This window comes from Sporosarcina aquimarina (genome assembly GCF_033253705.1).
Lineage (GTDB): Bacteria > Bacillota > Bacilli > Bacillales_A > Planococcaceae > Sporosarcina > Sporosarcina aquimarina.
Genome location: NZ_JAUBDH010000011.1, coordinates 41292 through 68031, shown reverse-complemented (window position 1 = coordinate 68031; position 26740 = coordinate 41292). Strand labels below are relative to the sequence as shown.

General features: G+C 41.7%; 27 protein-coding genes. 25 read left to right on the top strand and 2 right to left on the bottom strand.

Features of this window, described 5'->3' with window-relative positions:
- The first annotated feature begins 76 nt into the window (after positions 1-76).
- From rnpA to QT716_RS14675, 10 genes are all read left to right on the top strand, one after another.
- Complete coding sequence (gene rnpA, locus QT716_RS14720) at positions 77-421, top strand: ribonuclease P protein component (RefSeq protein WP_317936889.1); 345 nt, start codon at positions 77-79, stop codon at positions 419-421.
- A 79-nt stretch (positions 422-500) separates the two neighbouring features.
- The gene (gene yidC, locus QT716_RS14715) at positions 501-1292 is read left to right on the top strand and encodes a membrane protein insertase YidC (RefSeq protein ID WP_317936888.1); all 792 of its coding nucleotides are present in this window, start codon (positions 501-503) and stop codon (positions 1290-1292) included.
- On the top strand, positions 1289-2086 hold the full coding sequence (jag, locus tag QT716_RS14710) for an RNA-binding cell elongation regulator Jag/EloR (RefSeq protein ID WP_317936887.1): 798 nt from the start codon (positions 1289-1291) through the stop codon (positions 2084-2086). The genes yidC and jag overlap by 4 nt, the downstream gene beginning before the upstream one ends.
- Positions 2087-2461: 375 nt before the next feature.
- Positions 2462-3847, top strand: a complete 1386-nt coding sequence (mnmE, locus tag QT716_RS14705) for a tRNA uridine-5-carboxymethylaminomethyl(34) synthesis GTPase MnmE (RefSeq protein WP_317936886.1) — start codon at positions 2462-2464, stop codon at positions 3845-3847.
- Between the two features lie 57 nt (positions 3848-3904).
- Positions 3905-5794 (top strand): tRNA uridine-5-carboxymethylaminomethyl(34) synthesis enzyme MnmG, encoded by a 1890-nt coding sequence (mnmG, locus tag QT716_RS14700; RefSeq protein ID WP_317936885.1) that lies wholly within the window; start codon positions 3905-3907, stop codon positions 5792-5794.
- Between the two features lie 57 nt (positions 5795-5851).
- Complete coding sequence (gene rsmG, locus QT716_RS14695; protein ID WP_317936884.1) at positions 5852-6568, top strand: 16S rRNA (guanine(527)-N(7))-methyltransferase RsmG; 717 nt, start codon at positions 5852-5854, stop codon at positions 6566-6568.
- Between the two features lie 216 nt (positions 6569-6784).
- Positions 6785-7648, top strand: a complete 864-nt coding sequence (noc, locus tag QT716_RS14690) for a nucleoid occlusion protein (RefSeq protein ID WP_317936883.1) — start codon at positions 6785-6787, stop codon at positions 7646-7648.
- Between the two features lie 146 nt (positions 7649-7794).
- Positions 7795-8556 carry a ParA family protein gene (locus QT716_RS14685; RefSeq protein WP_317936882.1) on the top strand — a complete coding sequence of 254 codons (762 nt, stop codon included), beginning with the start codon at positions 7795-7797 and terminating at the stop codon, positions 8554-8556.
- Positions 8549-9391, top strand: coding sequence for a ParB/RepB/Spo0J family partition protein (locus QT716_RS14680; RefSeq protein ID WP_317936881.1), 843 nt, complete (start codon positions 8549-8551; stop codon positions 9389-9391). The genes QT716_RS14685 and QT716_RS14680 overlap by 8 nt, the downstream gene beginning before the upstream one ends.
- 64 nt (positions 9392-9455) lie before the next feature.
- On the top strand, positions 9456-10160 hold the full coding sequence (locus tag QT716_RS14675) for a DUF554 domain-containing protein (protein ID WP_317936880.1): 705 nt from the start codon (positions 9456-9458) through the stop codon (positions 10158-10160).
- On the opposite strand, the gene yyaC is transcribed toward QT716_RS14675, so the two are convergent.
- Positions 10071-10712, bottom strand: coding sequence for a spore protease YyaC (gene yyaC / locus QT716_RS14670; protein WP_317936879.1), 642 nt, complete (start codon positions 10710-10712; stop codon positions 10071-10073). The genes QT716_RS14675 and yyaC overlap by 90 nt on opposite strands.
- A 132-nt stretch (positions 10713-10844) precedes the next feature.
- Here yyaC and QT716_RS14665 point away from each other — a divergent pair, with 132 nt between their 5' ends.
- Both QT716_RS14665 and ychF read left to right on the top strand, forming a co-directional pair.
- Positions 10845-11048 (top strand): DUF951 domain-containing protein, encoded by a 204-nt coding sequence (locus QT716_RS14665; RefSeq protein ID WP_317936878.1) that lies wholly within the window; start codon positions 10845-10847, stop codon positions 11046-11048.
- A gap of 91 nt (positions 11049-11139) precedes the next feature.
- Positions 11140-12240 (top strand): redox-regulated ATPase YchF, encoded by a 1101-nt coding sequence (gene ychF / locus QT716_RS14660; protein ID WP_317936877.1) that lies wholly within the window; start codon positions 11140-11142, stop codon positions 12238-12240.
- A gap of 97 nt (positions 12241-12337) precedes the next feature.
- On the opposite strand, the gene QT716_RS14655 is transcribed toward ychF, so the two are convergent.
- Positions 12338-12901: a DUF3267 domain-containing protein gene (locus tag QT716_RS14655; RefSeq protein ID WP_317936875.1), complete on the bottom strand. Its 564-nt coding sequence runs from the start codon at positions 12899-12901 to the stop codon at positions 12338-12340.
- Positions 12902-13078: 177 nt separating this feature from the next.
- Here QT716_RS14655 and rpsF point away from each other — a divergent pair, with 177 nt between their 5' ends.
- The 13 genes from rpsF (at position 13079) to QT716_RS14590 (ending at position 26299) form a co-directional block, all read left to right on the top strand.
- Complete coding sequence (gene rpsF, locus QT716_RS14650) at positions 13079-13366, top strand: 30S ribosomal protein S6 (RefSeq protein ID WP_317936874.1); 288 nt, start codon at positions 13079-13081, stop codon at positions 13364-13366.
- Positions 13367-13411: 45 nt separating this feature from the next.
- Positions 13412-13933, top strand: coding sequence for a single-stranded DNA-binding protein (gene ssb / locus QT716_RS14645; protein WP_317936873.1), 522 nt, complete (start codon positions 13412-13414; stop codon positions 13931-13933).
- Positions 13934-13976: 43 nt separating this feature from the next.
- Entirely contained in the window at positions 13977-14213 is a 237-nt protein-coding gene (rpsR, locus tag QT716_RS14640) for a 30S ribosomal protein S18 (protein ID WP_191691937.1), read from the top strand.
- A 200-nt stretch (positions 14214-14413) separates the two neighbouring features.
- Entirely contained in the window at positions 14414-15352 is a 939-nt protein-coding gene (locus tag QT716_RS14635) for a YybS family protein (protein ID WP_317936872.1), read from the top strand.
- A 12-nt stretch (positions 15353-15364) separates the two neighbouring features.
- A complete protein-coding gene (locus QT716_RS14630) occupies positions 15365-17335 on the top strand; it encodes a DHH family phosphoesterase (protein ID WP_317936871.1) in 1971 nt (656 codons plus the stop codon).
- A gap of 1 nt (position 17336) precedes the next feature.
- Entirely contained in the window at positions 17337-17783 is a 447-nt protein-coding gene (gene rplI, locus QT716_RS14625) for a 50S ribosomal protein L9 (RefSeq protein WP_317936870.1), read from the top strand.
- 15 nt (positions 17784-17798) lie between these two features.
- Entirely contained in the window at positions 17799-19151 is a 1353-nt protein-coding gene (dnaB, locus tag QT716_RS14620) for a replicative DNA helicase (protein ID WP_317936869.1), read from the top strand.
- Between the two features lie 124 nt (positions 19152-19275).
- Positions 19276-20565, top strand: coding sequence for an adenylosuccinate synthase (locus QT716_RS14615; protein WP_317936868.1), 1290 nt, complete (start codon positions 19276-19278; stop codon positions 20563-20565).
- Between the two features lie 242 nt (positions 20566-20807).
- Positions 20808-21518, top strand: a complete 711-nt coding sequence (yycF, locus tag QT716_RS14610; protein WP_317936867.1) for a response regulator YycF — start codon at positions 20808-20810, stop codon at positions 21516-21518.
- Positions 21519-21523: 5 nt separating this feature from the next.
- Positions 21524-23356, top strand: a complete 1833-nt coding sequence (gene walK / locus QT716_RS14605; RefSeq protein WP_317936866.1) for a cell wall metabolism sensor histidine kinase WalK — start codon at positions 21524-21526, stop codon at positions 23354-23356.
- The gene (locus QT716_RS14600) at positions 23353-24687 is read left to right on the top strand and encodes a YycH family regulatory protein (RefSeq protein WP_317936864.1); all 1335 of its coding nucleotides are present in this window, start codon (positions 23353-23355) and stop codon (positions 24685-24687) included. Before walK ends, QT716_RS14600 begins: the two co-directional genes overlap by 4 nt.
- On the top strand, positions 24674-25498 hold the full coding sequence (locus QT716_RS14595; protein ID WP_317936863.1) for a two-component system regulatory protein YycI: 825 nt from the start codon (positions 24674-24676) through the stop codon (positions 25496-25498). Before QT716_RS14600 ends, QT716_RS14595 begins: the two co-directional genes overlap by 14 nt.
- A gap of 12 nt (positions 25499-25510) precedes the next feature.
- On the top strand, positions 25511-26299 hold the full coding sequence (locus QT716_RS14590; RefSeq protein ID WP_317936862.1) for an MBL fold metallo-hydrolase: 789 nt from the start codon (positions 25511-25513) through the stop codon (positions 26297-26299).
- The last annotated feature ends 441 nt before the right edge of the window (positions 26300-26740 follow it).

Here is a 26740-nt window from a genome sequence, read left to right as displayed (position 1 = left end):
CACTGAACATTCAGTGGTTTTTTTTTATGTCAAAGCTAGATAATTACTAAAACCCATGCCATAAAGCAGGTGCAAAATGAAAAAAAGACAACGCATAAAAAAGAATGAAGAATTTCAACGGGTATTCAAGCAGGGAAAGTCTTTTGCTAATCGACAATTCGTGGTTTATGTATGTAAAGCGGAGAATCAGGAAGAGTTTAGAATCGGATTGTCAGTCGGAAAGAAAATTGGCAATGCAGTGACACGTAATCGCATTAAACGGTATATTCGTCAATCCTTCTTTGAAATGAAAGAAGATCTTCAACAAAACCAAGATTATGTAGTCATCGCCAGACATCCGGCGGCCACAATCGACTTTCATGAAAGTAAAAAGAGTTTACAGCATGTGCTTAGAATCGCAAGAGTACTTAAGAAGAAGTAGAACTGAAAACAACGTTCATGATACACTGTCACTACGAGTTATTACTATAGAAGATGAATGAAAGTTTGGGGGAACTATATTGAAGAAAAGAGCCGGATTACTGTTAATGCTTACAGTAATGTCCGTTTTTTTGGCGGGCTGTGGAGACTTTAGGGAGCCAATATCTGCTTCCAGTGAAGGATTTTGGAGTAAATACATTGTTTGGCCGCTAGTTTCTTTAATTGAAACATTTAAAGACTTGCTAGGCACATACGGACTTGGAATTATTGCAGTAACTCTTATTATTCGCCTAATTCTATTACCGCTTACATTGAAGCAAACACAAAGTTCTAAACAAATGCAGGAAATTCAACCGAAATTAAACGCTTTAAAAGAAAAGTATAAGTCTAAAGATGCTGTTACGCAGCAAAAGTATCGCGAAGAAATGCAGGCTGTCATGTCTGAAAACAAAGTCAATCCAGTAGCCGGTTGTCTACCTGTAATTGTACAGATGCCAATCCTTATCGGATTTTATCATGCAATTAGCAGAATGAATGCAACACCGGAAATTCCACTTGGTAAATTTTTAGTGTTTGACTTAGCAGCGCCGAGTATAACATTGGCTATTTTTGCAGGAATCATGCAATTCGTTGTGTTGCGCACGGGTCCAGCAATGGATAACCCGCAAATGAAGATTATGATGTATATCATGCCATTCTTCATCATGATTTTCGGATCATTCCTGCCTGCAGCTCTTGCATTGTACTGGGTTGTTGGAAACACGTTCTCAATAGTTCAAAACTTTTTCATCTACAAACCGTTCAAGAAAAAGGAAGTTGTGATTGAACAACCAAAAGGCAAATCTAACAAAGGGGGAACTAAACGGAAATGAGTGAGATCAGACAGACCGGCAAGACCGTTGACGATGCAATCGCCTCTGCACTAGAGAAATTGAGTACTTTGCGGGAAAAAGTCGATGTCCAAGTGATCACTGAAGGAAAAAAAGGATTTCTTGGGTTTGGCGCAGTACCTGCAGAAGTGCTAGTTAAAAAACATCCTGAAAAGCCTGTTGAATCAGCTTTAACAAATTCAATAACTGAAGAAGTTGTAAAAACAGACTATCCTTCTTCCGTACGAATTCCGCTTGTGCAACGAGCGGATGAACAAGTTTGTGAGACTTTGCCTAAAGAAGAGCCAGGAAAAGAAGAACCTTCAGAACCGATACGTTCAGAAAATGAAATTATTAATGAAACTAGTGCATATATAAGTGAAATAGCTAGAGGTATGGGCGTTGTAGATCTTCAAATCACCCATGAAACAGACGGTAAAGTCATCTACTTCCAATTAGAAAGTAAGAAAGCTGCATTTCTGATAGGAAAAAGAGGAAATACGTTGAATGCGATACAACAATTAGCGCAACTCGTTGCAAATAAAGGAACGGGAAGTTATAAAGTTGTCCGAATCGATGTAGAGGATTATCGAATTAGACGGGAACAAGCATTGGAACAACTGGCACAACGGATGGCTGATAAAGCCATCCGAAGCGGGCGAAAAGTTCAACTTGAGCCTATGCCTTCCAATGAACGGAAGGTTTTGCACAATGCTTTGGCAGATCGCCTCGATATTGAAACTTACTCTGAAGGTAAAGATCCGCGACGTTACTTAGTAATTGAACCGATTGTATAAAAAGACTGTCCAGAATGTCAGAAATCCTGACTTCTGAGACAGTCTTTTTTGCATTCAAGAAAAGTTCAAAGTGTTTGTTCAGGAAATGTGTGTCTACGAACAACCCTATACATACAAAAAATGCTCAATTATTGGTCGGATTTAAGAATAATCCCAAAAGAAGTTATCTATTAAAATGCGATAAATTCGATGGAATAAGTCATGAAAAGAGGGATTGACTGATTAACTGCTATAAAGTTTTCAAGTTATCCACATTTTTCGAGTCTTACATGCTAGGACTGCGGACGGATATATGATAAAATTTACTGTTAGATAGTTATGCCCGAAAATAGGTTATGCACATGTGGATAACGGAAATCAGGAAGGTGAGTCAACGTGCATTTTGATACAATAGCAGCAATTTCAACGCCGATGGGTGAAGGGGCAATTGCGATTATCCGAATCAGTGGAGACGAAGCAGTCGAAATTGCGGATCGTTTATTCCGTTCACCATCCGGTAAACAGTTGGTGGATTCAGCTTCACATACGATACATTATGGCCATCTAATGGATCCAGTAACAGATGAAGTTGTAGAAGAAATAATGGTTTCGCTTATGAAAGCACCGAAAACGTTCACACGAGAAGATGTGATTGAGTTAAATTGCCACGGAGGACTGGTTTCTGTCAATCGGGTACTCCGATTAGTGCTTCAATATGGTGCTAGATTAGCTGAACCAGGTGAATTCACTAAGCGTGCCTTTTTAAACGGGCGAATTGACTTATCACAATCAGAAGCTGTAATGGACTTGATACGAGCAAAAACGGACCGTGCCATGAACGTAGCCCTCAACCAAATGGATGGAAAACTGTCGCGTTTGATCGGTGAATTACGACAAGCGCTTCTTGAGACGCTGGCACAAGTGGAAGTGAACATAGATTACCCTGAATACGACGATGTGGAAGAAATGACAATTCCGCTCATGATTGAAAAGGGTGAATGGGTGCGAAGTGAAATTATTCGTCTCTTGTCTACCTCTTCTCAAGGCAGAATTCTTCGTGAAGGGCTTTCAACAGTGATTATTGGAAGGCCGAACGTAGGGAAGTCATCCTTATTGAATAGTTTGGTTCAGGAAAATAAAGCAATTGTTACTGACATTGCAGGGACAACTCGTGATATTATTGAAGAGTACGTCAATGTCAAAGGTGTACCGCTCAAATTAGTCGATACTGCTGGAATTCGGGAAACAGAAGATTTAGTGGAACGAATAGGGGTAGAACGATCTAGACAAGTTTTAAAAGAAGCGGACCTCGTTATTTTGTTGTTGAACGGTTCTGAAGAATTATCACCTGAAGATGAACGATTGCTCGAGACAATTCGTCCAATGGATGCAATTATTGTCGTCAACAAAACGGATCTTCCACAACAAATTGACATAGAGACCGTCAAACAGCTTGCCAACCAAAAACATGTGATTACAGCATCTATCCTCCAAGATGAAGGTGTGGATGAGTTGGAAGAAACAATCGCTAATCTGTTTTTTGGCGGAGGCATCGAAGCGGAAGATCCAACATACGTTTCAAACGAGCGTCACATTGCGCTGCTGCATCAGGCGAAAACTTCCATTGAAGACGCAATCCAAGCAGCAGAAGCACGTGTACCGATTGATATGATTCAAATCGATATCACGCGTACATGGGAACTGCTCGGTGAAATCGTAGGGGATACCGTTCAAGACAGTCTTATTAATCAGTTATTCTCACAGTTTTGCCTCGGGAAATAAACAATTGAACACTTGACTCATTGTCTGGTGATTCACATATAGGAAGGATGAACGAGCATGCCACAATTTGAAGCAGGCACGTTCGATGTTATCGTAATCGGCGCCGGTCATGCAGGCGTAGAAGCAGCATATGCATCAGCAAAAATGGGGGCGAGCACGCTCGTACTTACCATGAACTTGGATATGATTGCCTTCATGCCTTGTAATCCATCACTTGGAGGTCCTGCAAAAGGGATTGTAGTTCGGGAGATTGATGCACTTGGCGGAGCGATGGGTAAAGTAATCGACAAAACACACATTCAAATGCGGATGTTGAATACAGGAAAAGGACCTGCTGTGCGTGCGCTTCGTGCGCAAGCAGACAAAGTCCTTTATCAGCAAGAAATGAAACGTATGTTAGAAGATCAGGAGAATTTGTCCCTTCACCAAGGTGTTGTTGAAGAACTGATTGTCGAGGATGGGGAAGTAAAAGGCGTGCTCACACAAATTGGAGCCGTCTACCGTGCGAAAACAGTCATTGTCACAACAGGAACTTTCTTGCGGGGAGAAGTCATTATTGGAGACTTGAAATATTCAAGTGGTCCAAATAACCAAATGCCTTCTATCGGACTGGCGGATAGTCTTCGCGGACTTGGTTTTGATACAGTTCGATTCAAGACGGGAACGCCTCCGCGTGTAAATAGTAATACAGTGGATTATAGCAAGACTGAAATTCAGCCGGGTGATGAAACACCACGTGCATTCAGTTTTGAAACGACTGAATTCATTACAGATCAGCTCCCATGCTGGTTAACTTATACATCACCATTAACGCATCAGCTTATCAATGAAAACCTTCACTTATCACCGATGTATTCAGGCGTTATTAAAGGGAAAGGACCGAGCTATTGTCCTTCAATCGAAGACAAGATTGTCCGCTTTGCAGATAAATCACGACATCAAATCTTCCTTGAACCAGAAGGCCGGAATACTCGTGAAATGTATGTACAAGGACTTTCCACAAGTTTACCTGAGCACGTTCAACGGAAGATGATTGAAAGTGTACCAGGACTCGAAAAAGCACAAATGCTTCGGGCTGGTTATGCAATTGAATACGATGCAATCGTACCAACGCAGTTATGGCCGACACTAGAAACGAAAAAAATCAAGAACTTGTACACGGCAGGTCAGCTTAATGGAACGTCCGGATACGAGGAAGCAGCTGCTCAAGGTATCATGGCAGGGATTAACGCAGCCAGCAGTGTTCTAGGCAAGGAAGAAGTGGTTCTAGGACGTGCAGATGCTTATATTGGCGTGCTGATCGATGATCTCGTTACCAAAGGGACGAGTGAGCCATACCGATTGTTAACATCGCGTGCTGAATACCGTTTGCTATTGCGACATGATAATGCAGATTTACGACTTACAGAAGTCGGACATTCACTTGGAATGATTTCCGATGAACGTTATGAAAAGTTTGTTGCTAAAAAAGAACAAATAGAACAAGAAATTGAACGGTTGCGTAAGGTTTCTATAAAACCGGAAGAGGCTGTTCAAGAGATAATTGAAGCAGCAGGAGGCACAGCACTTCGCGAGCCAATGAAAGCTGCAGATTTGCTGAAACGTCCTGAAATGAAATACGAAGAGATTTGTAAAGTGATTCCCTCTGCTCTTGAAATTTCACAGGATGTAGCAGAACAAGTTGAAATTTCAATTAAGTACGAAGGATATATTGAAAAAGCGATGCAGCAAGTAAATAGAATGAAGAAGATGGAAAACAAAAAGATTCCTGAAGGCATTGATTATCATGCAATTTCCGGTCTTGCAAAAGAGGCAAGAGCGAATTTAAGTGATGTTAGACCGCTCTCAATTGCACAGGCTTCGAGAATTTCTGGAGTAAATCCCGCAGACATTTCCATCCTACTCGTCTACATTGAGCAAGGTAAAATCGCTAAAATATCCGGCTAATTTCCAGGCTAATACGGATATAGTGTCCGTATTAGCTTTTTTGAAAGGTGGATCCCAGTGACCGAAGAACAATTTATCAATGAGTTAAAAGAGAAGGGTATCCAACTCGATGCTCATCAAGTTGCCCAGTTTAAAAAGTATTTTGAATTGCTTGTAGAGTGGAACGAAAAGATGAACTTGACTGCAATTACAGATGCACCATCAGTTTATCTAAAACATTTTTATGACTCCATTTCTGCTTCGTTTTTTACCGATTTAACACAAGAACTAACACTTTGTGATATAGGTGCCGGGGCTGGATTTCCAAGCATTCCATTGAAAATATGCTTTCCAAACTTACATGTAACCATAGTGGATTCATTAAACAAACGCATTAATTTCCTTAACGAACTAGCATCCCAATTAGAGTTGAAAAACGTCTGGTTTGTACATGCTCGTGCAGAAGAGTTTGGACAAAATAGTGCATATCGGGAGCAGTTTGATATTGTAACCGCACGCGCCGTAGCACGTTTGAGCGTTCTGGCAGAACTTTGTGTTCCGGCTTTAAAAGTTAATGGGAAATTTATCGCCATGAAAGGTGCTGCAGCAGCGGATGAAATGTCTGATGCAAAAAAAGCACTTGAAACTCTTGGTGTTGTGTTAGAAGATAAACATACATTCTCTCTTCCTCTTGAAGAGAGTGAACGAACTGTATTCGTATTTTCTAAAGAGAAAAAAACGCCTAAAAAGTATCCACGAAAACCCGGCACTCCTAATAAGACGCCAATCCATTAATCTGTTTCACGTGGAACAATGCAGGCCAAAGAGAAAGAAAAGGAGCCGTTTACTTTTCTACTTAAGTCGGTTGTCAGTCCGCTTCAATAGGAATGGACTGCCGTTAAAGTGTTCATATGAATAACTTAAGTTAACTGTAAGCAGAAGAATATCATCCTTCTGCTGTGACTAAGCTTATTCATAACAGAGGATAGTCTTAAAAAGGTGGTGTCTGGAATGAAAAATACGTTTTCACGTTTCTTTGGAAATGGAGAGAAAGAGCTTCCTCCTATAGAACAAGCAGAACCGTTGATAAATGAATCCGTAGAACAAATTCAAATCGATTGTATTAAACCAAATCGTTTTCAACCGCGCACCATCTTCTCTGAGGAGAAAATTGAAGAGTTGGCCAGAACAATCCATACTCATGGAGTCATCCAACCGATTGTGATCCGTCAAACGGAAGATGACGAGTATGAAATTATTGCTGGTGAACGTCGTTACCGTGCCATGAAGAAACTTGGATGGGAAGAAGTCCCTGCAATTGTTCGTAATTTGGATGATAAAGAGACCGCATCAATTGCGTTAATAGAAAACTTACAGCGAGAAGAGCTTTCCGCAATTGAAGAAGCGTATGCCTATGAGAAACTTTTAGAATTGCATGCACTAACTCAAGAAGCATTAGCACAGCGTTTAGGGAAAGGTCAATCTACAATAGCGAATAAGATGAGGTTGTTAAAACTACCTGACTCTATTAAACAAGCAATCTTGTCAAAAGAGTTATCTGAACGACACGCACGTGCTCTTATTGCATTGAAAGACCCTGAAGTGCAGCATGAAGTATTTCAAGAAGTGTTAGAGAAATCACTGAATGTAAAGCAACTGGAAGCAAGAATCCAAGAAGTATTACATCCTCCTGAACCAAAAGAGAAAAAGAAAGTCTCCCAAAGGAAATCAGTGAGTAAAGACGTTCGTATTGCAGTCAATACAATCCGGCAGTCGCTTTCAATGGTGACTAAAAGTGGGATTGACTTAAAGACGGAAGAAGAAGACTCAGAGGACTTTTATACATTTACGGTAAAAATACCGAAGTCTAAATGAAAATAGCGTTAAAAACTCTTGCTTTATAGGTAGCAAGGGTTTTTGTTCTGTTATTCATACCATTTTAAATGTTTTTTTGGTAAACTGATAGATAGAACTACTATGTAAAGGTCGAACAGCATGTAAGGAAGAAAGCAGGTGCTCGTTTGGGAAGAATCATCGCAATAGCCAATCAAAAAGGCGGCGTCGGTAAAACAACGACTTCGGTCAACCTCAGCGCCTGTCTAGCACATATTGGAAAAAAGGTTTTATTAATTGATACAGATCCTCAAGGGAATGCAACTAGTGGTGTAGGAATCAACAAAGGGGACGTTCAGAATTGTATTTATGACATTTTAATTGATGATGTCCCTATGAAAAAAGTTGTTTTGCCAACTAAAGTTCCCATGCTGGATTGCATACCTGCCACAATTTCATTGGCAGGTGCGGAGATTGAATTAGTGTCAACTATTTCAAGAGAAGTACGCATGAAACATGCGATTCAAGAATTGAAAGCAGACTATGACTACATTATTATTGATTGCCCGCCATCACTTGGCTTGCTGACAATCAATGCCCTCACTGCCTCAGATTCAATTATCATTCCTGTACAATGTGAATACTATGCATTGGAAGGACTAAGTCAGCTGTTAAGTACTATTCGACTTGTCCAAAAACACTTGAATGACCAACTTGTAATCGATGGTGTTTTGCTAACTATGTTTGATGCACGTACAAACTTAGGCATACAAGTAATCGACGAAGTTAAGAAGTATTTCCAAGACAAAGTTTATAAATCAATAATTCCACGAAATATAAGATTGAGTGAAGCTCCAAGTCACGGCGAACCAATAATTCTTTATGATGCACGTTCACGTGGAGCGGAAGTTTACTTAGAGCTGGCAAAGGAAGTGGTTCACAATGGCTAAAGGTCTTGGTAAGGGAATCAACGCATTATTTCCAGGGGAGTCACTCGTGAAAGCGGAAGCAGTTGAGCAAATCAATTTAAAAAGCATTACCGTCAATCCCTATCAACCGAGAAAACGGTTTGACGAAGCGGCAATTAAAGAACTTAGCGCATCTATACAAGAACACGGCGTTCTGCAGCCTATTATTTTGCGCAAAGTTGGATCATCACATGAAATTGTCGTTGGAGAACGCCGATTCCGAGCCGCTAAATTAGCAGGCTTAAAAGAAATTCCTGCAGTGGTTCGACAACTGACAGACACGGAATCAATGGAATTGGCTATATTGGAAAATCTTCAAAGAGAAGATTTATCACCTATTGAAGAAGCAGAAGCTTACCAAAACTTGATGGATAGCTTAGGTCTTACTCAAGAACAATTAGCTTTTCGTTTAGGGAAAAGTCGTCCGCACATTGCAAATCATATCCGTCTGTTGGCATTACCTGAAAAGGTACGTAAAGATATTACAGAAGGTAAGCTGTCGATGGGGCATGGCCGTACACTGCTCGGCTTACGTAAAAAAGAACAAATTAGTATTATCGCAGAAAAGACCATGAAGGAAGGACTTAACGTCCGCCAATTGGAAGCACTCGTTCAAAAACTAAATGAAAATGTTTCACGTGAAACAACAAAGAAGAAAGAAAAGAAAGATCTTTTTCTTGTTGAACAAGAAACTAATTTACGAGAGTATTTTGGAACAAACGTATCAATTAAGAAATCAAAAAACAAAGGGAAAATTGAAATTGAATTTTTCTCTGAAGAAGATTTTGAACGAATTATGGAATTACTAAATGATTGAACCTGTACCTACCTCGCCGTCAGCGAAGTAGGTACTATTTTTTAATGGTCTGGAAGTGTTGTTCTTGGTTTTTTTCGGTACATTGGTAAATGTAGCTCTTATTATTATGGGATCATTAGTTGGTAGGATATTCAAAAACATCCCCGATCGCATGAAGCAAACTGTCATGTATGGAATTGCCCTTGCCGTTATGGCAATTGGTATACAAATGACTTTTGAAAGTACACAAATCCTTATTGTTATTATAAGCATAGTAATAGGAGCGGTAATTGGAGAATGGATTGACGTAGACAAGTTCATGGAAAAGTCAGGTAAATGGTTAGAATCAAAAATGCCCGCCCAAAAAGGCGGGACAGGCATAGCGCAAGGTTTTGTAACTGCTACAATGATTTTTGTTATAGGGTCTATGGCCATCATCGGTGCAATCGATAGTGGATTAAGAAACGATCATAGTGTGTTAATGATGAAAGGGGTCATTGATGGTTTCACTGCCATCATTCTTAGTTCTACTCTTGGAATCGGTGTTATTTTTGCTGCAGTTCCTGTATTGCTCTATCAAGGGATAATTACACTGTTTTCAACACAAATCAGCCGTTTTGTGCCAGATGATCTTTTGCAGCTATTTATATCTGAAATGACCGCAACGGGCGGACTTATGATTTTAGCTATCGGTCTAAACTTAATCGGCTTGACGAAAATCCGGGTAGCGAATTTCATTCCGGCGATTCCTGTGGTAGCTGTCATTGTAAGTATCATATACACGTTTTGACTGAAGTCTTCCATTGGCAAGTTGAAGCGCACGTGAAATTGCTCGTCCCATTTCGTAGGTTAGATGGAGACGTGTACTCTGAAGAACGGAATGCTCCATGAATCCTCCAATATTGACAACGCCTTTTACTGCAATGTTTCCAACAGAAGGCAGGTCCTTACCTACGGCTTTCCCTGGCTGCAAAGGACCGTGTTGCACAAGCAGCTGTCCGACAGAATCACTTTTACCAAGGCACGCATCAATTGCAACGATAAACGCATCAGGGTGGTTTTCAGTCAAATCATGTACGGTTTCTTCAATGTTAAGAGCGTGAAGTGGATTTTCTAGTGTTCCAATTACTCGATAAGGAAATAATTTATTTTCAGTCAACATGGATCCTATAAGAGGACCAAGGGCGTCGCCTGTAGATCGGTCAGTTCCTATACAAAGGAATACAATTTCTCTTGAAGTGAATGGGATGTTCTCTAGAAACAATGTACTTAGTTTCCAAACGGCACCGGTCTCTTTGTAATGAATACGAGAATTCAGGTCAGCTAGTTCAAGTTTTTGCATAATCAAGCTCCTGTCTAGGAATAGTAGTAGGAATGTTTGGTGTCCTGCAGTATACTCAAAACAAACCTGGATTATACCTATGTAACTAGGAATTATTGCCACTGCGATTGAATGATGAACGGAGTGAATAGAATGGACGCAAAAAAGTTCGGTCTAAATGATACTGTAGAGATGAAAAAGCAGCATCCCTGTGGAACGAATTCTTGGAAGATAATTCGTATGGGCGCTGACATTCGTATTAAATGTTTAGGATGCGGTCATAGTATTATGATTCCGCGTAACGAGTTTGCAAAAAAGATGAAGCGTGTCACGTTACCGGGAGAATCAGAAAGCTGAATGGACAGGAAGCTAATCTCTCCTTATAATGAAAGAGTTGCATTAATAATCGAACTTCATAATTTGATATAGATGAAAGGTTGGGAAAGTTATGGCATTGACAGCTGGTATCGTAGGACTTCCAAACGTGGGTAAGTCGACGTTGTTCAACGCAATTACAAAGGCGGGGGCAGAAGCGGCAAACTATCCGTTTTGTACAATCGATCCAAACGTTGGGATTGTGGAAGTACCTGATGAAAGACTTCAAAAGTTAACAGAGCTTGTCGTACCGAAAAAGACAGTGCCAACTGCTTTTGAGTTTACAGACATTGCAGGAATTGTTGAAGGAGCTAGTAAAGGAGAAGGACTTGGAAACAAGTTTCTTTCTCATATCCGAGAAACAGATGCAATTTGCCAAGTGGTTCGCTGTTTTGCAGATGACAACGTGACCCATGTCAGCGGCAAGGTAGACCCATTGTCTGATATCGAAGTGATCAATCTTGAATTAATCCTTGCAGATATGGAAAGCGTAGACAAACGCCTTCAGCGTGTAGCAAAGATGGCGAAACAAAAAGATAAAGAAGCTATGATTGAAGAACCGATTTTACTGAAATTGAGAGATGCTTTTGAAGCAGGTGAATCTGCCCGTTCAGTAGAACTGACTCCTGAAGAAACTGCAGTTGTAAAAGGGATGCATCTACTCACTATCAAGCCAATGCTTTACGTAGCCAATGTCTCTGAGGATGAAATCGCAGACGCAGAGAACAATGAATACGTTCAAGTTGTTCGTGACTTTGCTGAAAAGGACAACGCAGAAGTAATTGTTGTATGTGCAAAGATAGAAGAAGAAATGGCAGAATTAGATGACGATGAAAAGCAAATGTTTCTTGATGAATTAGGGATTGAAGAATCTGGACTTGACCAGTTAATTCGTGCTGCTTATCAGTTGCTCGGATTAGCTACCTACTTCACAGCGGGTGTTCAAGAAGTGCGTGCCTGGACATTCCGTAAAGGCATGAAAGCACCCCAATGTGCAGGCGTCATCCATACTGACTTCGAGCGTGGCTTCATCCGCGCGGAAACGGTTGCTTATGATGATTTAATGACAGCTGGTTCGATGGCAGCTGCAAAAGAAGCAGGAAAAGTACGTCTTGAAGGAAAAGAATATCTTGTTAAAGACGGCGATGTCATGCTATTCCGTTTTAACGTATAAATCGTATCTTATAAAAAAGCAAAGCCGGCGAGGGGACATACCTCGCCGGCTTTGCTTTTTTACTTTAGCAATGAAGAGCCTATTTGTAAGAATTGTCTTATTTAACAGGACGATGCAGATAAAGACGCGGACGCTCTGGATCATCTTTCACTAACCAATCATCAGGGAATTTCCGGAGTTCATAATACATGACGAAATCTCCAACAGCTCCGCCAATGAGTAAGCCACCGAGTAACAGCCATACACCGTCTGAAAGGGTTAAGCCAATCATTGCAGGTATTACACCGGTCGTCCAAAAAGGGAGCAACAACGCTTTGCGGATTGCGGCATTGGTCATCCATTCATCTGTAGTTGCATAAGCAATCCCCAGTTTCAAATTTACTCCGACAATCATCTTTTTCCACGGAATGCCTGCAAAGAACCGAAAGCCTACTAAATGGAATAATTCATGTACAACAATTAACACTACGTATCCAACGATTATAAAAAGTACTTTCCAAAATGAAAACGAAAAGGACAGGGACTGATAGACAATAAGTTGAATGATGAGATCTAGTGTGAATAACCCAACAGTTGTTATTAGAGTAACCCATACCCCTTTTTTAGCTACCTTTTGTAAATCTAAATCAACAATGTGTTCAGGTTGACTTGATGCAATCATTGAAACACCTCTCTTTGCTAACATCGACTAAAGCACAAACTTTTCTTTACTATACAGGATAACTACTTGAAATACGATAGAACGTATGATAGTATGTATTGATGTGAGTAAACGAATTTACTTACTCCTTGCCCGCTGCATGCAGCAGGGCCCAAGTCCATAAGGAGGTGACTACAGATGAGAAAGTATGAAATTATGTACATTATGCGCCCAAGTCTAGATGACGACGCTAAAAAAGCATTGATCGAACGTTTCGACGGAGTGTTAACTTCGAACGGTGCGGAGATCATCGAGTCGAAAGAATGGGGCAAGCGCCGTCTTGCTTATGAAATCGACGATTTGCGTGAAGGTTTCTACCAGCTAGTAACTCTTAATGCAGATACTGAAGCAATCAACGAATTTACACGTCTTGCAAACATCAACGAGGGAATCCTTCGTCACATGGCTGTTCGCCTTGACGCATAATCTATAAAATACAACGTAAAAAAAGATGAGGGAGGTTGAATTCTGATGATTAACCGTGTCGTATTGGTCGGCCGATTGACAAAAGATCCTGAACTCAAATATACACAAAGTGGAATCGCGGTCACTCGTTTTACACTGGCTGTGAACAGACCGTTCTCAAACCAGCAAGGCGATCGTGAAGCAGATTTCATTAACTGTGTAGCTTGGAGAAAACAGGCGGAAAATACTGCGAACTTCTTACGTAAAGGCAGTCTAACTGGTGTAGACGGACGTATTCAGACAAGTAACTTTGAGGGACAAGATGGTAAGCGTGTGTTTATGACGGAAGTTGTAGCAGACAGCGTCCAGTTCTTGGAACCTAAAAGTGGAAACTCTGAGCGATCTGGAGCACAAGGTGGATCTTCTAATTACGGAAACCAGCAGTCTGACCGTTCGTATAATCAGAATCAGCAGCAGAATCAGCCATCTTATCAGCCTAATCAGCAAAATTATACACGTACTGATGAAGATCCATTCCAATCAGGTGGCGGTCCGATTGAAGTATCGGATGATGATCTGCCGTTCTGATTTAAGGATTTATTCATACGGATAAAAAGGAGGAGAAACGATTATGGCACCACGTCGTGGAGGAAAGAGACGCCGGAAAGTATGTTATTTCACGTCTAACAACATTACACACATCGACTATAAAGATGCAGACCTGCTCAAGAAATTTGTTTCTGAGCGTGGGAAAATCTTGCCACGTCGCGTAACTGGAACTAGCGCGAAGTATCAGCGTAAACTGACTTCAGCTATCAAACGCGCACGTATCATGGCACTTCTACCGTTCGTAGCGGAAGAGAGATAATTAAACGAATAAGCCGCCTTGTCAGCCTGGTTCATCCAGGGTGCAGGGTGGCTTTTTTATTCCCAGTAATAATCCAGAGAACAGCTGTGTGGTTTTGGTGTCTGTACCTTAATCATGATACAATCAGAGAAGAACATCTGCATGAAATATAGAATGATCTTCACACAGATGATGTACTACGAACCGGAGGAATCCCAATTATGCAAGACAATGCACGAAAACTGACATACGGAGCAATGATGATTGCGCTGTTTGCAGTCTTGTTTGCGGTAAGTCTTTATATCCCGCTGCTCGGTAGTGTGTCACTGTTTTTCATACCGCTCCCGATATTTCTGTATCGCATTCGTTATGATCGAAATGCGAGCTTGCTTGTAGCTGTAGCTGCCATTCTAGTCTCTTCGCTATTAGGTGGAGTCTTATCGATTCCAGCTGCCATTGCACTCGTACTTATCGGATTTGTGATGGGCGAGACGATGCAAGCTAAGAAGTCTAAGTTCTATACCGTTATGGCTGTGGGTCTGACTGTTCTCATTTCAGCAGTTGCTACATATGTTGGCGGCGTATTGTTCTTTGAGTTCAATGCAATTGATGCAATGATGAACACATTCCAAGATGCACAACAGAAAATGACGGAATACCTGACAGAGCTCGGAACACTTCCAAAAGACTATGAGAAAATCATTGCGGATACATTTTTGTATTATCGCTCTACAATTCCTGCCATGGTTATATTAGGATCACTGTTAAGTGGTTTTTTGTTTGTTGCAGCATGTTTCTATACAGCAAGCCGTGTAGGGGCAGCTGTTCAGAAGTTCCCACCGTTTCGAGAAATGAAATTACCGTTTATGACAATTGTCGTTTATGCATTGGTAATCTTATCTTCGTTCTTAATGGGAGGCGACACAACTTCAACAGGTTACTTGCTTTACATTAATGCCATGGTCATCTTGAGATTCGCCTTTTTACTTCAGGGTCTCTCACTGATCTATTACTTTTTACATGAACGAAAGCTGCCGCGTTTCATAACGATACTGGCCACAGTGTTTGCGGTTGTGCTGAACCCAATGACAATTCTGCTTGGAACACTGGACACGGCCATCAACATTCGGGCTTGGATAGGAAAGGACAAGGTGAACTAGGGGGATGAGACAATGACATCTTTTTTTAGAAAGAGAGCGATTCGTTATCCGCTTGCAGCCGTCTCACTCCTCGGCGTCTTGGCGGCAGTATTTTTATTTATTTTTAACTTTTGGATCGGTCTTATTTACACAGTGATTTTCTTCGCATTGATCGGTTCATCGTGGAAAATAGAGGAACAGACGTATGTAGACACGGAAAAACATATTGAGACGATGTCTTATAGGATGAAAAAAGTTGGAGAAGAAGCGCTGCTTGAATTACCAATAGGGATTATTTTACTCAATGACAAACAAATTATTGAGTGGGCCAATCCATATGCAGCAAAAATCTTTGAAGAAGAATCCTTAATAGGGGAGGAACTTTTCGAGCTATCAGAACAGTTCCGTCCATTTTTAAAAGATGATATCCCGGAAGACCAGACGATGACTGTCGCAGAACGATCATTCAGACTTGCATATAAGCCGGAAGATCGCTTGATTTACTTATTTGACGTCACGAAGAAAAGGGAGATTGAATCTCTCTATTACGCGGATCGGACGGTAATCGGTATCCTGCTCGTCGACAACTATGACGAACTGGCCCAAACAATGGATGATCAAACACGAAGTCAATTGAACTCACTCGTGACATCACTCATTAATAGCTGGGGATCTGACAATGGAATCTTTGTTAAACGCGTAGCATCCGATCGATTCCTAGCTGTCTTTAATGAATCGATGCTAGACGAGCTTGAAAAAAGTAAGTTTTCGATTTTGGATGATGTTCGAGAGAAGACTGCAAAACAAAGTAACGGGTTAACGCTAAGTATCGGTGTAGGGGCGGGTTCTCCGTCATTAATCGAGTTAGGTGAGCTTGCACAGTCCAGTTTGGATCTTGTACTTGGTCGCGGCGGCGATCAGGTAGCCATTAAACGTTCGGACGGCAAGCTGAAGTTCTTCGGAGGTAAGACTAACCCTGTTGAGAAACGGACGCGTGTACGGGCTCGTGTGATTTCTCACGCATTACGTGATTTAATACAGGGAAGTGACCAAATCTTTGTGATGGGTCACAAGATGCCCGATATGGATGCGATTGGCGCAGCCATTGGAGTACGTAAAATGGCACGAATGAACAATGTGCAAGGCTATGTCGTTGTTAACTTTGACGAGCTGGATGCGAGTGTTCACCGATTGATCGATGAAATTCAAACTGACTCTGATTTGTATGAACACTTTATACATCCAGACGAGGTTCTAGCAAAAATGACAGAGAAGTCTCTCGTTGTTATTGTAGATACTCATAAGCCAAGTATGGTAATTGATGAACGTGTAATTGATAAAGCAGAAAAGCTTGTTGTGATTGACCACCATCGTCGAGGAGAAGAGTTCGTTCAAAACACAATGCTTGTATACATGGAGCCTTATGCTTCATCAACAGCTGAATTGGTAACTGAACTCATCGAATATCAGCCTAAAAATGAGAAATTGACGATGCTTGAATCGACAGCCATGCTTGCTGGAATCGTAGTGGATACGAAAAGCTTCACATTACGGACAGGTTCACGTACGTTTGAGGCCGCATCTTACTTACGGACAAACGGTGCCGATACAGTCCTCGTTCAACGGCTGTTAAAAGAAAACATAGAAACGTACGTAGAGCGTTCAAGACTAATTGAAACTGTGGAAATTCTAGATGGCGGTGTTGCGATAGCACGAGGGGAAGACGGAGAACCTTACAACTCGGTTCTCATTGCTCAAACAGCAGATATCTTGCTAACTATGCAGGGCGTGTCAGCGTCCTTCGTCATTGCACCGCGATCAGATAACAAAATTGGTATCAGTGCCCGTTCCCTTGGTGAACTTAATGTCCAGCGTGTCATGGAGCAGCTGGGCGGGGGCGGCCATTTAACAAATGCTGCTACCCAGCTTACAGTGGATAGCGTAGAAGAAGCGTACGAACAGTTGAAACAAGTTATTTTGGATGATCAAGAAAGGGGAGATTGAGATGAAAGTAATTTTTCTTAAAGATGTAAAAGGTAAGGGTAAAAAAGGTGATGTTAAAGAAGTTTCTGTAGGCTATGCTCAAAACTTCTTATTAAAAAACAATGTAGCTGTTGAAGCAACGCCAGCTGAACTTAGCAAGTTAGAAGGACAAAAGAACCGCCAAGCTAAAGACGCTGCCGAAGAGTTGGAAGATGCAAAAAAGCTGAAAGCACACTTAGAGCAACAGACAGTGGAACTGAAAGCAAAATCGGGTGAAGATGGTCGTTTGTTTGGATCAGTCACGTCTAAACAAATTGCGTCGGCTCTAGAAAAACAGCATGGCATTAAACTGGATAAGCGTAAAATGGACTTGCCTGATGCAATACGAGCACTCGGATACACGAATGTTTCTGTGAAATTACATCATGATGTGAATGCAATATTGAAAGTCCACGTTACAGAAGAATGATAAGGAGATAGTCTGATGGATCAAATGATAGATCGTATTCCTCCTCATAATAACGAAGCGGAGCAGTCTGTAATAGGAGCTATATTTTTGGAACCAACTGCGCTCATAACAGCAGCGGAGATTTTAATTCCTGAAGACTTCTATCGGACTGCACATCATAAGATATTTCTGACGATGCTGAGCTTAAGTGATAAGGGGCAGGCGATCGATGTAGTCACTGTCACAGAAGAACTGTCTGCGAAAAAGGAATTAGAAGACGTTGGCGGCCTTTCTTATTTAATGGAGATTGCAAACTCGGTTCCTACTGCAGCAAACATTGAGTACTATGCACGTATAGTTGAAGAAAAGTCCTTATTAAGACGATTGATACGGGTTGCAACCACAATCGTTGAAGATGGGTTCACTCGAGAAGACGAAGTGGAAGCACTTCTATCAGAAGCAGAAAAGAAAATGATGGAAGTGGCCAATCGTAAAAATGCCGGTGACTTCCGTCATATCAAAGATGTGCTTGTTGATACGTATGATAATATTGAAATTCTCCATACCCGTAAAGGAGACATTACAGGCGTTCCTACAGGGTTCCAAGATCTGGACAAAATCACTGCAGGGTTCCAGCCGAATGATCTCATTATCGTGGCGGCTCGTCCGTCTGTTGGTAAGACAGCCTTTGCACTAAACGTTGCACAGAATGTCGCCACTAAGACCGACCAAAACGTTGCGATATTCAGTCTTGAAATGGGTGCTGAACAACTGGTTATGCGTATGCTTTGTGCTGAAGGTAATATCGATGCATCCGTTCTGCGTACAGGAAATCTGGAAGCGGAAGATTGGCGAAAGCTGACGATGGCAATGGGCAGTTTGTCTAATGCAGGAATTTTCATTGACGACTCTCCAGGTATTCGTATCAATGAAATCAGATCTAAATGCAGACGTCTGCAGCAAGAGCATGGACTCGGTATGATCATGATCGATTACTTGCAGCTCATAATGGGCAGTGGCAGATCTGGTGAAAACCGGCAGCAAGAGGTATCCGAAATTTCCCGTTCCCTAAAAGCATTAGCGCGTGAGTTGAAAGTACCGGTTATCGCCTTGTCTCAGCTCTCCCGTGGTGTAGAGCAACGACAAGATAAGCGGCCGATGATGTCCGATCTACGAGAATCAGGGAGTATTGAGCAAGATGCCGATATTGTTTCATTTTTATACCGTGAAGACTATTATGACAAAGAAACCGAGAACCAGAATATGATTGAAATTATAATTGCTAAGCAGCGTAACGGCCCAACCGGAACTGTGACGTTAGCATTCGCAAAAGAATACAACAAGTTTCTAAACATCGATTGGTCGCAACATGAGTCCTTCGGTGCTTAAACACGAATGTAGGAGAAAAGTAGTTCTCCAACGTTCGTGTTTTTTCTTGACTCAGACTAAAAAACTTGATACAATAATAGCTGTTTGAATGAGGATGCTTATGCATCCAGCGGAGGTGCTGATAATGCCATCAGTAGTAGTTGTTGGAACACAGTGGGGAGACGAAGGGAAAGGAAAGATTACAGATTTCCTTTCAGAAAATGCAGAAGTAATCGCTCGCTATCAGGGTGGAAATAATGCGGGTCACACGATTATATTCGGCGGAGAAACATATAAACTTCACCTCGTGCCATCCGGCATTTTTTATAAAGAGAAAACGTCTGTTATTGGAAACGGCATGGTTGTCGATCCTAAAGCACTCGTTAGCGAATTGAAAGGCCTTCAAGACCGAGGCGTCAATACGGATAACCTGAGAATTTCAAATCGTGCACACGTTATCTTGCCCTATCACTTGAAGCAAGACCTCGTGGAAGAAGAAAGCCGTGGGGAAAATAAGATTGGTACAACGGGTAAAGGTATCGGACCCGCTTACATGGACAAGGCTGCACGAATCGGGATTCGTATTGCAGACTTGCTTGACCACGAAGTATTCGAAGCGAAATTGCGTATGAACTTGAAAGAAAAGAACCGCTTATTTGAAAAGATGTATGACACAGAAGGATTCAAGGTAGAAGACATTTTGGAAGAGTATTACGGTTACGGACAAGAACTTGCAAAGTATGTAACGGATACATCGAAAGTGTTGAATGACGCACTTGACCAAGCACGTCGAGTACTTTTCGAAGGTGCGCAAGGTGTCATGCTCGATATCGACCAAGGCACTTATCCATTTGTAACATCTTCTAACCCTGTCGCTGGCGGCGTCACAATTGGTTCAGGTGTTGGCCCGACAAAAATCGATCACGTTGTAGGCGTATGTAAAGCCTATACATCACGTGTAGGTGACGGTCCATTCCCTACTGAATTATTCGACGAGATTGGCGATCAGATTCGCACAGTCGGTAAAGAGTTTGGTACAACAACTGGACGTCCACGCAGAATTGGATGGTTCGACAGTGTTGTGATTCGTCATGCACGCCGTGTTAGCGGATTAACCGATCTATCCGTTAACTCGATTGACGTGTTGACTGGACTAGAAACGATTAAAATCTGCACAGCGTACGAATACCAGGGTCAAACAATTACTGAGTATCCTGCAAACTTGCGCATGCTTGCTGAATGCACACCAATCTATGAAGAATTGCCAGGCTGGACGGAAGACATCACAAAGTGTAAATCACTTGATGAACTTCCTGAGAATGCACGTCACTACTTAGAGCGCATTTCGCAACTTACTGACGTAACAATTTCAATCTTCTCAGTAGGTCCAGACAGAACACAAACAAACGTTGTAAAGAGCGTTTGGCGAGCATAAGATATTAATACAAGACGCTTTCTCATTCTCTGCCGAATTTGCAGTGTGAGAAAGCGTTTTTGTTTGCGGGAAATTTCGACAAAAAACGAGGAATATTTCCCGGGAAATACTTTCATAAGTGTGACATGACCCTTCTAAAATAAGGTTTAGAAAACAACTGGAACGTGCGAAAAGGCGGGAAGAATGGTAGAGTGAAAGGATAATAAGTAACTGTGCCGACTCGGCCGGAAAGGGTAGAGCTCATGCAAAACAAAACAATACTCGTAGTAGATGACGAGAAACCCATTGCGGATATATTGGAATTTAATTTAAAAAAAGAAGGATTTAACGTCTTTACTGCGTACGATGGAGACGAAGCGCTCGCAAAGGTAGAAGAAGTTCAGCCAGACATTATGCTTCTAGACATCATGCTGCCAAAACAAGATGGTATGGAAGTATGTCGAGAAATCCGAAAAAAGTATGATTTCCCAATCATAATGCTGACAGCCAAAGACTCTGAAATCGATAAGGTTCTAGGATTAGAGTTGGGTGCTGATGATTATGTAACAAAGCCTTTTGGAACCCGGGAGCTGATTGCCCGCGTGAAAGCAAATTTACGTCGTCATCAGAAAACTACTGCGGAAGAAGCGGAAGAAGCAACAAATGACATAGCCGTTGGCAGTTTAGTCATTCAGCCTGACGCCTATCTTGCGCAAAAGCGTGGTGAAACAATCGAATTGACTCACCGTGAGTTCGAATTACTTCACTATTTGGCAAACCACATTGGACAAGTCATGACTCGAGAGCACCTGTTGCAGACAGTATGGGGTTATGACTACTTTGGTGATGTACGAACAGTCGATGTAACGATTCGACGACTGCGCGAAAAGATTGAAGATACACCAAGCCATCCTACTTGGATTGTGACACGCAGAGGCGTTGGGTACTACTTGCGAGATCCGGAACAGGAGTAAACCTAATGAGAAAAATGGGGATATTTAATTCCATTCACGTTAAGTTTGTGCTGATTTACGTCATGCTCATTTTGCTGGCTCTGCAGATTATTGGTCTGTATTTTTCAAGGGAGTTAGAAACAACGCTAAAAAAGAACTTCACCAATTCGGTTCAAGACCGTATAAACCTTGTGGAGTTTAGTGTGCGTGAAGAAATGTTGAAAGAACGAACCTCGGACGATCCGTCACCTGAAGCAAGTTTGCGGACCGTCCTTTCGGGGTTTAGTTCAGATGATATAAACGAAGTGCGCGTAATCGATTCGAAATATAGAATTATAGCGTCTTCAGTGCTAGATCATCAGAAAACACAAATTGGCCAGAAGTCCGTGGATGATATCGTGAAACGGGCCATTATTTCCGAAACGCCCTCATCTAGTGTGATTCTGTTTAATAAAGACATACGCGAAAGAGTATTGACACAAGCGCTTCCTATTATGAACGGTAATGAAGTAATTGGTGCGCTGTACGTTGAGTCGAATATTGAAAAGGTTTTTGACCAAATTGATGAAATCAACAGGATTTTAGCAGGGGCAGCTGCAGTTTCCCTGACGATTACAATCATCATCGGTATATTTATCGCTCAGACATTTACTCGTCCTATCTCCGATATGCGGAGACAAGCACAAGCAATGGCTAAAGGTAATTATTCACGTAAAGTCCGAGTGTACGGGAATGATGAGATGGGACAGCTGGCGATTGCCTTTAACCACCTTACAAACCAATTACTAGAGTCGCATTCGACTACTGAAGCTGAACGAAGGAAACTGGCTTCAGTTCTAGAAAATATGACGGACGGTGTCATTTCTACAGATCGAAAAGGACGAGTGAGCCTTATCAATGATTCAGCGCTCGGTATGCTTGGAATGACAAGTGATCTTGTGTTGAATCGTCCAATCAATAGTATTCTTGGAATTGAAAAAGAGTATTCTTTTGAAGACTTAGTCGAGACTCGGGATTCTATACCGCTCGATTTTAGTACAGAAGACCAACCCTCTATTTTACGAGCCACATTTTCCGTAACCCAAAGGGAGACAGGGTTCGTTAATGGATTGATCGTTGTGCTTCATGATAATACGGAACAAGAGAAAATTGATATGGAGCGACGGGAGTTTGTTTCCAACGTGTCACATGAGCTGCGAACACCACTCACGACGATGCGCAGTTACTTAGAAGCGCTCGCCGATGGAGCGTGGAAAAATGAAGAGATTGCGCCTGCATTTTTGAACGTCACACAGACCGAAACGGAGCGAATGATTCGTCTAGTCAACGATTTGTTGAAACTGTCTAGAATGGATAGCAAAGAATATGAGCTCAATACGGAGTGGGTCGATTTCAATACCTTCTTCAATTCCATTATTGACCGTTTCGAGTTTTCTAAATCACAAAAAGTTAGTTTCCGCCGGATTATTCCGCCGGTCGACCTGTTCGTAGAAGTCGATACAGATAAACTGACTCAAGTGATCGACAACATTATCTCTAATGCATTGAAGTACTCTCCGGATGGCGGCATTGTCCGATTCAATGTGGCGGTACTTGAAGATTCCATCCGAGTCAGTATTTCAGACGAAGGTCTTGGAATACCTTCGGCCAATGTGAATCGCATATTTGATCGGTTCTTCCGAGCAGACAAAGCGCGTTCACGTGCAATGGGAGGAACAGGATTAGGATTAGCAATTGCAAAAGAAATGATCAACGCACACGGTGGTAAGATTTGGGCACATAGTGTTGAAGGGGAAGGAACGACGATCTTCTTTACATTGCCTTACGAACAACACGATGACGGGGAGTGGGATGTTTGAGACATATCGAGACAATTAAATCAGTCGTCTTGCTGTTGTTGGTCCTTCTAAGCATCACCTTCACGTTTTCAATTTGGTCGTACTCACCTAAGGTGGATACCGTTGATTCTAACCAAGCCGTCGACGGTTCCATATCGAACGTTCAAAATAAGAAAGAAATATCAGAAATCGTCAAGCCGTATAAATGGGTGTTCAGACTAGGGGAAGATGAATTATACGGAACTACACAATCTGTCGAGATTGAGCCTGTTCTTGAAGAAATGATGCGCTGGAAAGTGTTTGGGCTTACTCCGGAAAACCAAGAGCTAACGACTGGTGAACTGCACAAGCTGATGACTAAAAGCAATCAGTATGTTCTTTATTACCCTGGCGAAGTTCCAATTTCAGTGTACGATGATGTCCTTGAAATAGAAGATAAAAATATTCCTGAAGTTTTGTTTAATCGTTTAATTGTGAATTGGAATCCCGAAGACAGTCTACCGGAAATCCAATTCGTCAGTACGGTCAGCAGGACGTCTTATAAGGCAAAAGTGAAAATGGAGGACAAGCAGCGCCTTCAAAAGTCCATTATCGACCGCGGGAAAAATCTTTCCCAGTTTAAAGATGTCATGATTGAGGATAATCGATCGATTGCAATCTCAAACGAGCCGCTGGTAGCTGTCCATTCAACGTACATTGAGGAAGAAATTAATCCGTCATTGTTTAAAGATGCACTTTTTAATGATCCCAATGTAGTTAGAAGAAACTTGATCGGGCAGAACACAGAAGAATATGGCGATGATCATGCACTAATGAATGTGAATACGAAAACGAAAGTTCTTAACTTTGTTTATCCTCCTGAAAGTCTGGAGATTGCAATACCATCTGAATTGATGACATTGGCGATTGAATTCGTAAATGATCATAGCGGCTGGACAGATGATTACCGTTATTCCTATATGAACCCAGTTTCCCGTAATATCGAATTCCAGCTTTATGATAATGGGTTACCTGTATTCAGTGATGTGGCCGGTTCAACGGAAATTACGGAAAAGCTCGGGGATAACCGAGTGTTCCGTTATAGCAGACCTTATATTACATTAAACTCGCCTATTAAGACATACGAAGTCACACTTCCTCCAGCAACAGAAGTGGCACGTCAACTGGAAGAGTCAGAGGATCTGGATTTCACGGCAATTGAGGAAATCAAACCGGGTTATTCGCTCTTGCATGATACGGAAGCCGGCGTATTGAAGTTTGAACCACATTGGTTCTACTTCTTCAAAGGGAACTGGATAGTTTACAACGAAGACCAAAACCGGAAGGGAGGCGGCCTTCTTGGATTGGAGTAAAACAAAAACAATCTTCATCATCGTGTTCTCAATACTGAATGTGCTGCTCTACTCCCTGTTTTTAAATCGTAATGCAGATATTGGGAACGTAGAAGTAATGGGTCAAGCTTCGATGGAAGAAGTATTGAAACAAGAGAACATCTCATACAAACTGCCTCCATTTGTAGATAAGGAAGCCTCATTTGTATCGGCAGATGTCGTGGATTTTAACAAAGAGTCATTGAAAGACTTAAAGGGACAAAGAACAAAGATTGTCAGCAATAATCTATTGAAGTCAACAATTACGGACAAAATCACGCTCGATGAAGCAAACGATGACGATTTCAAGACGTTTCTTTCTCAGTATGTACTGAATGGAAAAGAGTACGTGTTGTGGAATGTAGTGAAAGATGAACACAAAGCCTTTTTCTTTCAGCAGTTCGACGGACGGCCAATCTATTACAGCCCAAGTGCAATGCTTGTCATCACATGGGGGGAAGACGAGCATATCCAATCTTATGAACAGCGGATGTTAAAAGACTTTGCAAATTTCAATAAGAAAGACTTGTTGTCTCCGCTCGATATCATTGGTTCTCTTGCATCACGTGGATTATTAAAACAAAACTCTGAAGTAACCGATGTAAAGATGGGCTATTCCACACTAGTGCGTTTAACTGAAACTCAAGTGTTTGCACCGACATGGGATGTTCAAGTAAAATTAGAGAATGGGGAAAAAGAGCATCATTTCCTTAGTGCTAACGAAGGTAAAGTCATCGAGTTTCAACTAAATGGAGAAGACGAAAAAGTCGCTGACGAAGAGCAATCCGAGTAAGGAGTTTTTGTAATGCGATTCAGCATACTTGCCAGTGGAAGTACTGGGAATTCAATTTATATAGAAAACGAGCAAGGTGCCTATCTCGTTGACGCAGGTTTAACTGCAAAACGAATTGAAGCACAGCTAGCCAAGATTGGCCGTTCCATGAAAGACGTCAAAGCAATATTTGTCACACATGAGCATAGTGACCACATTAAAGGTGTAGGTGTTTTAGCTCGCAAGCACGGTGTTCCGATATACGCAAACCAGAAGACATGGCAAGCGATGGACGGCTTAGTCGGTGAAATTGCACTTGACCAACGATACCAGTTCGATATGGAAACGGTACAATCATTTGGTTCCATTTCGATTGAATCGTTTGCCGTGTCCCATGATTCCGTGGATCCGATGTTTTACGTGTTCCATGAAAATGATCGTAAACTGGCAATCATTACAGATACCGGCTATGTCAGCGATCGGATGAAAGGTATTATTAAAAGTGCAGATTCCTTCGTATTTGAATCGAATCATGATGTTGGCATGCTGCAAATGGGGCGTTATCCATGGAGTGTCAAACGCCGTATTTTGAGCGATGTGGGACACGTGTCAAACGAAGACGCAGCGATAGCGATGAATGATGTCATCGAGCAAAAAGAGACCCATATTTATTTGTCTCACTTAAGCCGCGACAACAATATGAAAGACCTCGCTCGTATGAGTGTGGAACAGACGTTAAAGACATGCGGTATCATCACAGGAGAGTTCGTGCACCTAAAGGATACAGACGCAGAAGAACCAACACAACTGATTACCATATAGGAAGCAAACCGTATCGCTAAAGCGATGCGGTTTTTTTATAGGACAATGATGAATTTACTGGTGTGCTTCTCCATTTTGATGGAGGAATGTTCTTCGACAAATCAAAGGGTTTGCCCGACACAGCGAGTGTGTTCTCGGACATTGGCATGGGTTTCTTCGTCACAACGGAGCGTTTCTCCGACACTAAGGGAAGTTTCTCGATAAGTAGATACAATTCAACCTGGTTTAAGGGAACTCGCCCGCAAACTAGCAACTTTTCCGATTCTCCAGAAATACCACACTTCGAAACCACTAGACCCGAGTTTTCAATCTTCAATAGCATCCAAAGGGGGAACGAATCCCACCATTTCTTCGTCATTTTTATAGAAATCCTCATATGCCTTTTAAATTTAGCAGAATGGGGTAAAGTGTAAGGAGATAATTGAATCGAAAGGACGAGTG

Excerpts from the sequence above, each read along its gene's own strand:
- rnpA (WP_317936889.1), top strand. The coding sequence starts at position 77 with ATGAAAAAAAGACAACGCATAAAAAAGAATGAAGAATTTCAACGGGTA.
- jag (WP_317936887.1), top strand. The coding sequence starts at position 1,289 with ATGAGTGAGATCAGACAGACCGGCAAGACCGTTGACGATGCAATCGCC.
- mnmG (WP_317936885.1), top strand. The coding sequence starts at position 3,905 with ATGCCACAATTTGAAGCAGGCACGTTCGATGTTATCGTAATCGGCGCC.
- noc (WP_317936883.1), top strand. The coding sequence starts at position 6,785 with ATGAAAAATACGTTTTCACGTTTCTTTGGAAATGGAGAGAAAGAGCTT.
- QT716_RS14680 (WP_317936881.1), top strand. The coding sequence starts at position 8,549 with ATGGCTAAAGGTCTTGGTAAGGGAATCAACGCATTATTTCCAGGGGAG.
- yyaC (WP_317936879.1), bottom strand. The coding sequence starts at position 10,712 with ATGCAAAAACTTGAACTAGCTGACCTGAATTCTCGTATTCATTACAAA.
- QT716_RS14665 (WP_317936878.1), top strand. The coding sequence starts at position 10,845 with ATGGACGCAAAAAAGTTCGGTCTAAATGATACTGTAGAGATGAAAAAG.
- ychF (WP_317936877.1), top strand. The coding sequence starts at position 11,140 with ATGGCATTGACAGCTGGTATCGTAGGACTTCCAAACGTGGGTAAGTCG.
- QT716_RS14655 (WP_317936875.1), bottom strand. The coding sequence starts at position 12,901 with ATGATTGCATCAAGTCAACCTGAACACATTGTTGATTTAGATTTACAA.
- rpsF (WP_317936874.1), top strand. The coding sequence starts at position 13,079 with ATGAGAAAGTATGAAATTATGTACATTATGCGCCCAAGTCTAGATGAC.
- ssb (WP_317936873.1), top strand. The coding sequence starts at position 13,412 with ATGATTAACCGTGTCGTATTGGTCGGCCGATTGACAAAAGATCCTGAA.
- rpsR (WP_191691937.1), top strand. The coding sequence starts at position 13,977 with ATGGCACCACGTCGTGGAGGAAAGAGACGCCGGAAAGTATGTTATTTC.
- QT716_RS14635 (WP_317936872.1), top strand. The coding sequence starts at position 14,414 with ATGCAAGACAATGCACGAAAACTGACATACGGAGCAATGATGATTGCG.
- QT716_RS14630 (WP_317936871.1), top strand. The coding sequence starts at position 15,365 with ATGACATCTTTTTTTAGAAAGAGAGCGATTCGTTATCCGCTTGCAGCC.
- rplI (WP_317936870.1), top strand. The coding sequence starts at position 17,337 with ATGAAAGTAATTTTTCTTAAAGATGTAAAAGGTAAGGGTAAAAAAGGT.
- dnaB (WP_317936869.1), top strand. The coding sequence starts at position 17,799 with ATGGATCAAATGATAGATCGTATTCCTCCTCATAATAACGAAGCGGAG.
- QT716_RS14615 (WP_317936868.1), top strand. The coding sequence starts at position 19,276 with ATGCCATCAGTAGTAGTTGTTGGAACACAGTGGGGAGACGAAGGGAAA.
- yycF (WP_317936867.1), top strand. The coding sequence starts at position 20,808 with ATGCAAAACAAAACAATACTCGTAGTAGATGACGAGAAACCCATTGCG.
- walK (WP_317936866.1), top strand. The coding sequence starts at position 21,524 with ATGAGAAAAATGGGGATATTTAATTCCATTCACGTTAAGTTTGTGCTG.
- QT716_RS14590 (WP_317936862.1), top strand. The coding sequence starts at position 25,511 with ATGCGATTCAGCATACTTGCCAGTGGAAGTACTGGGAATTCAATTTAT.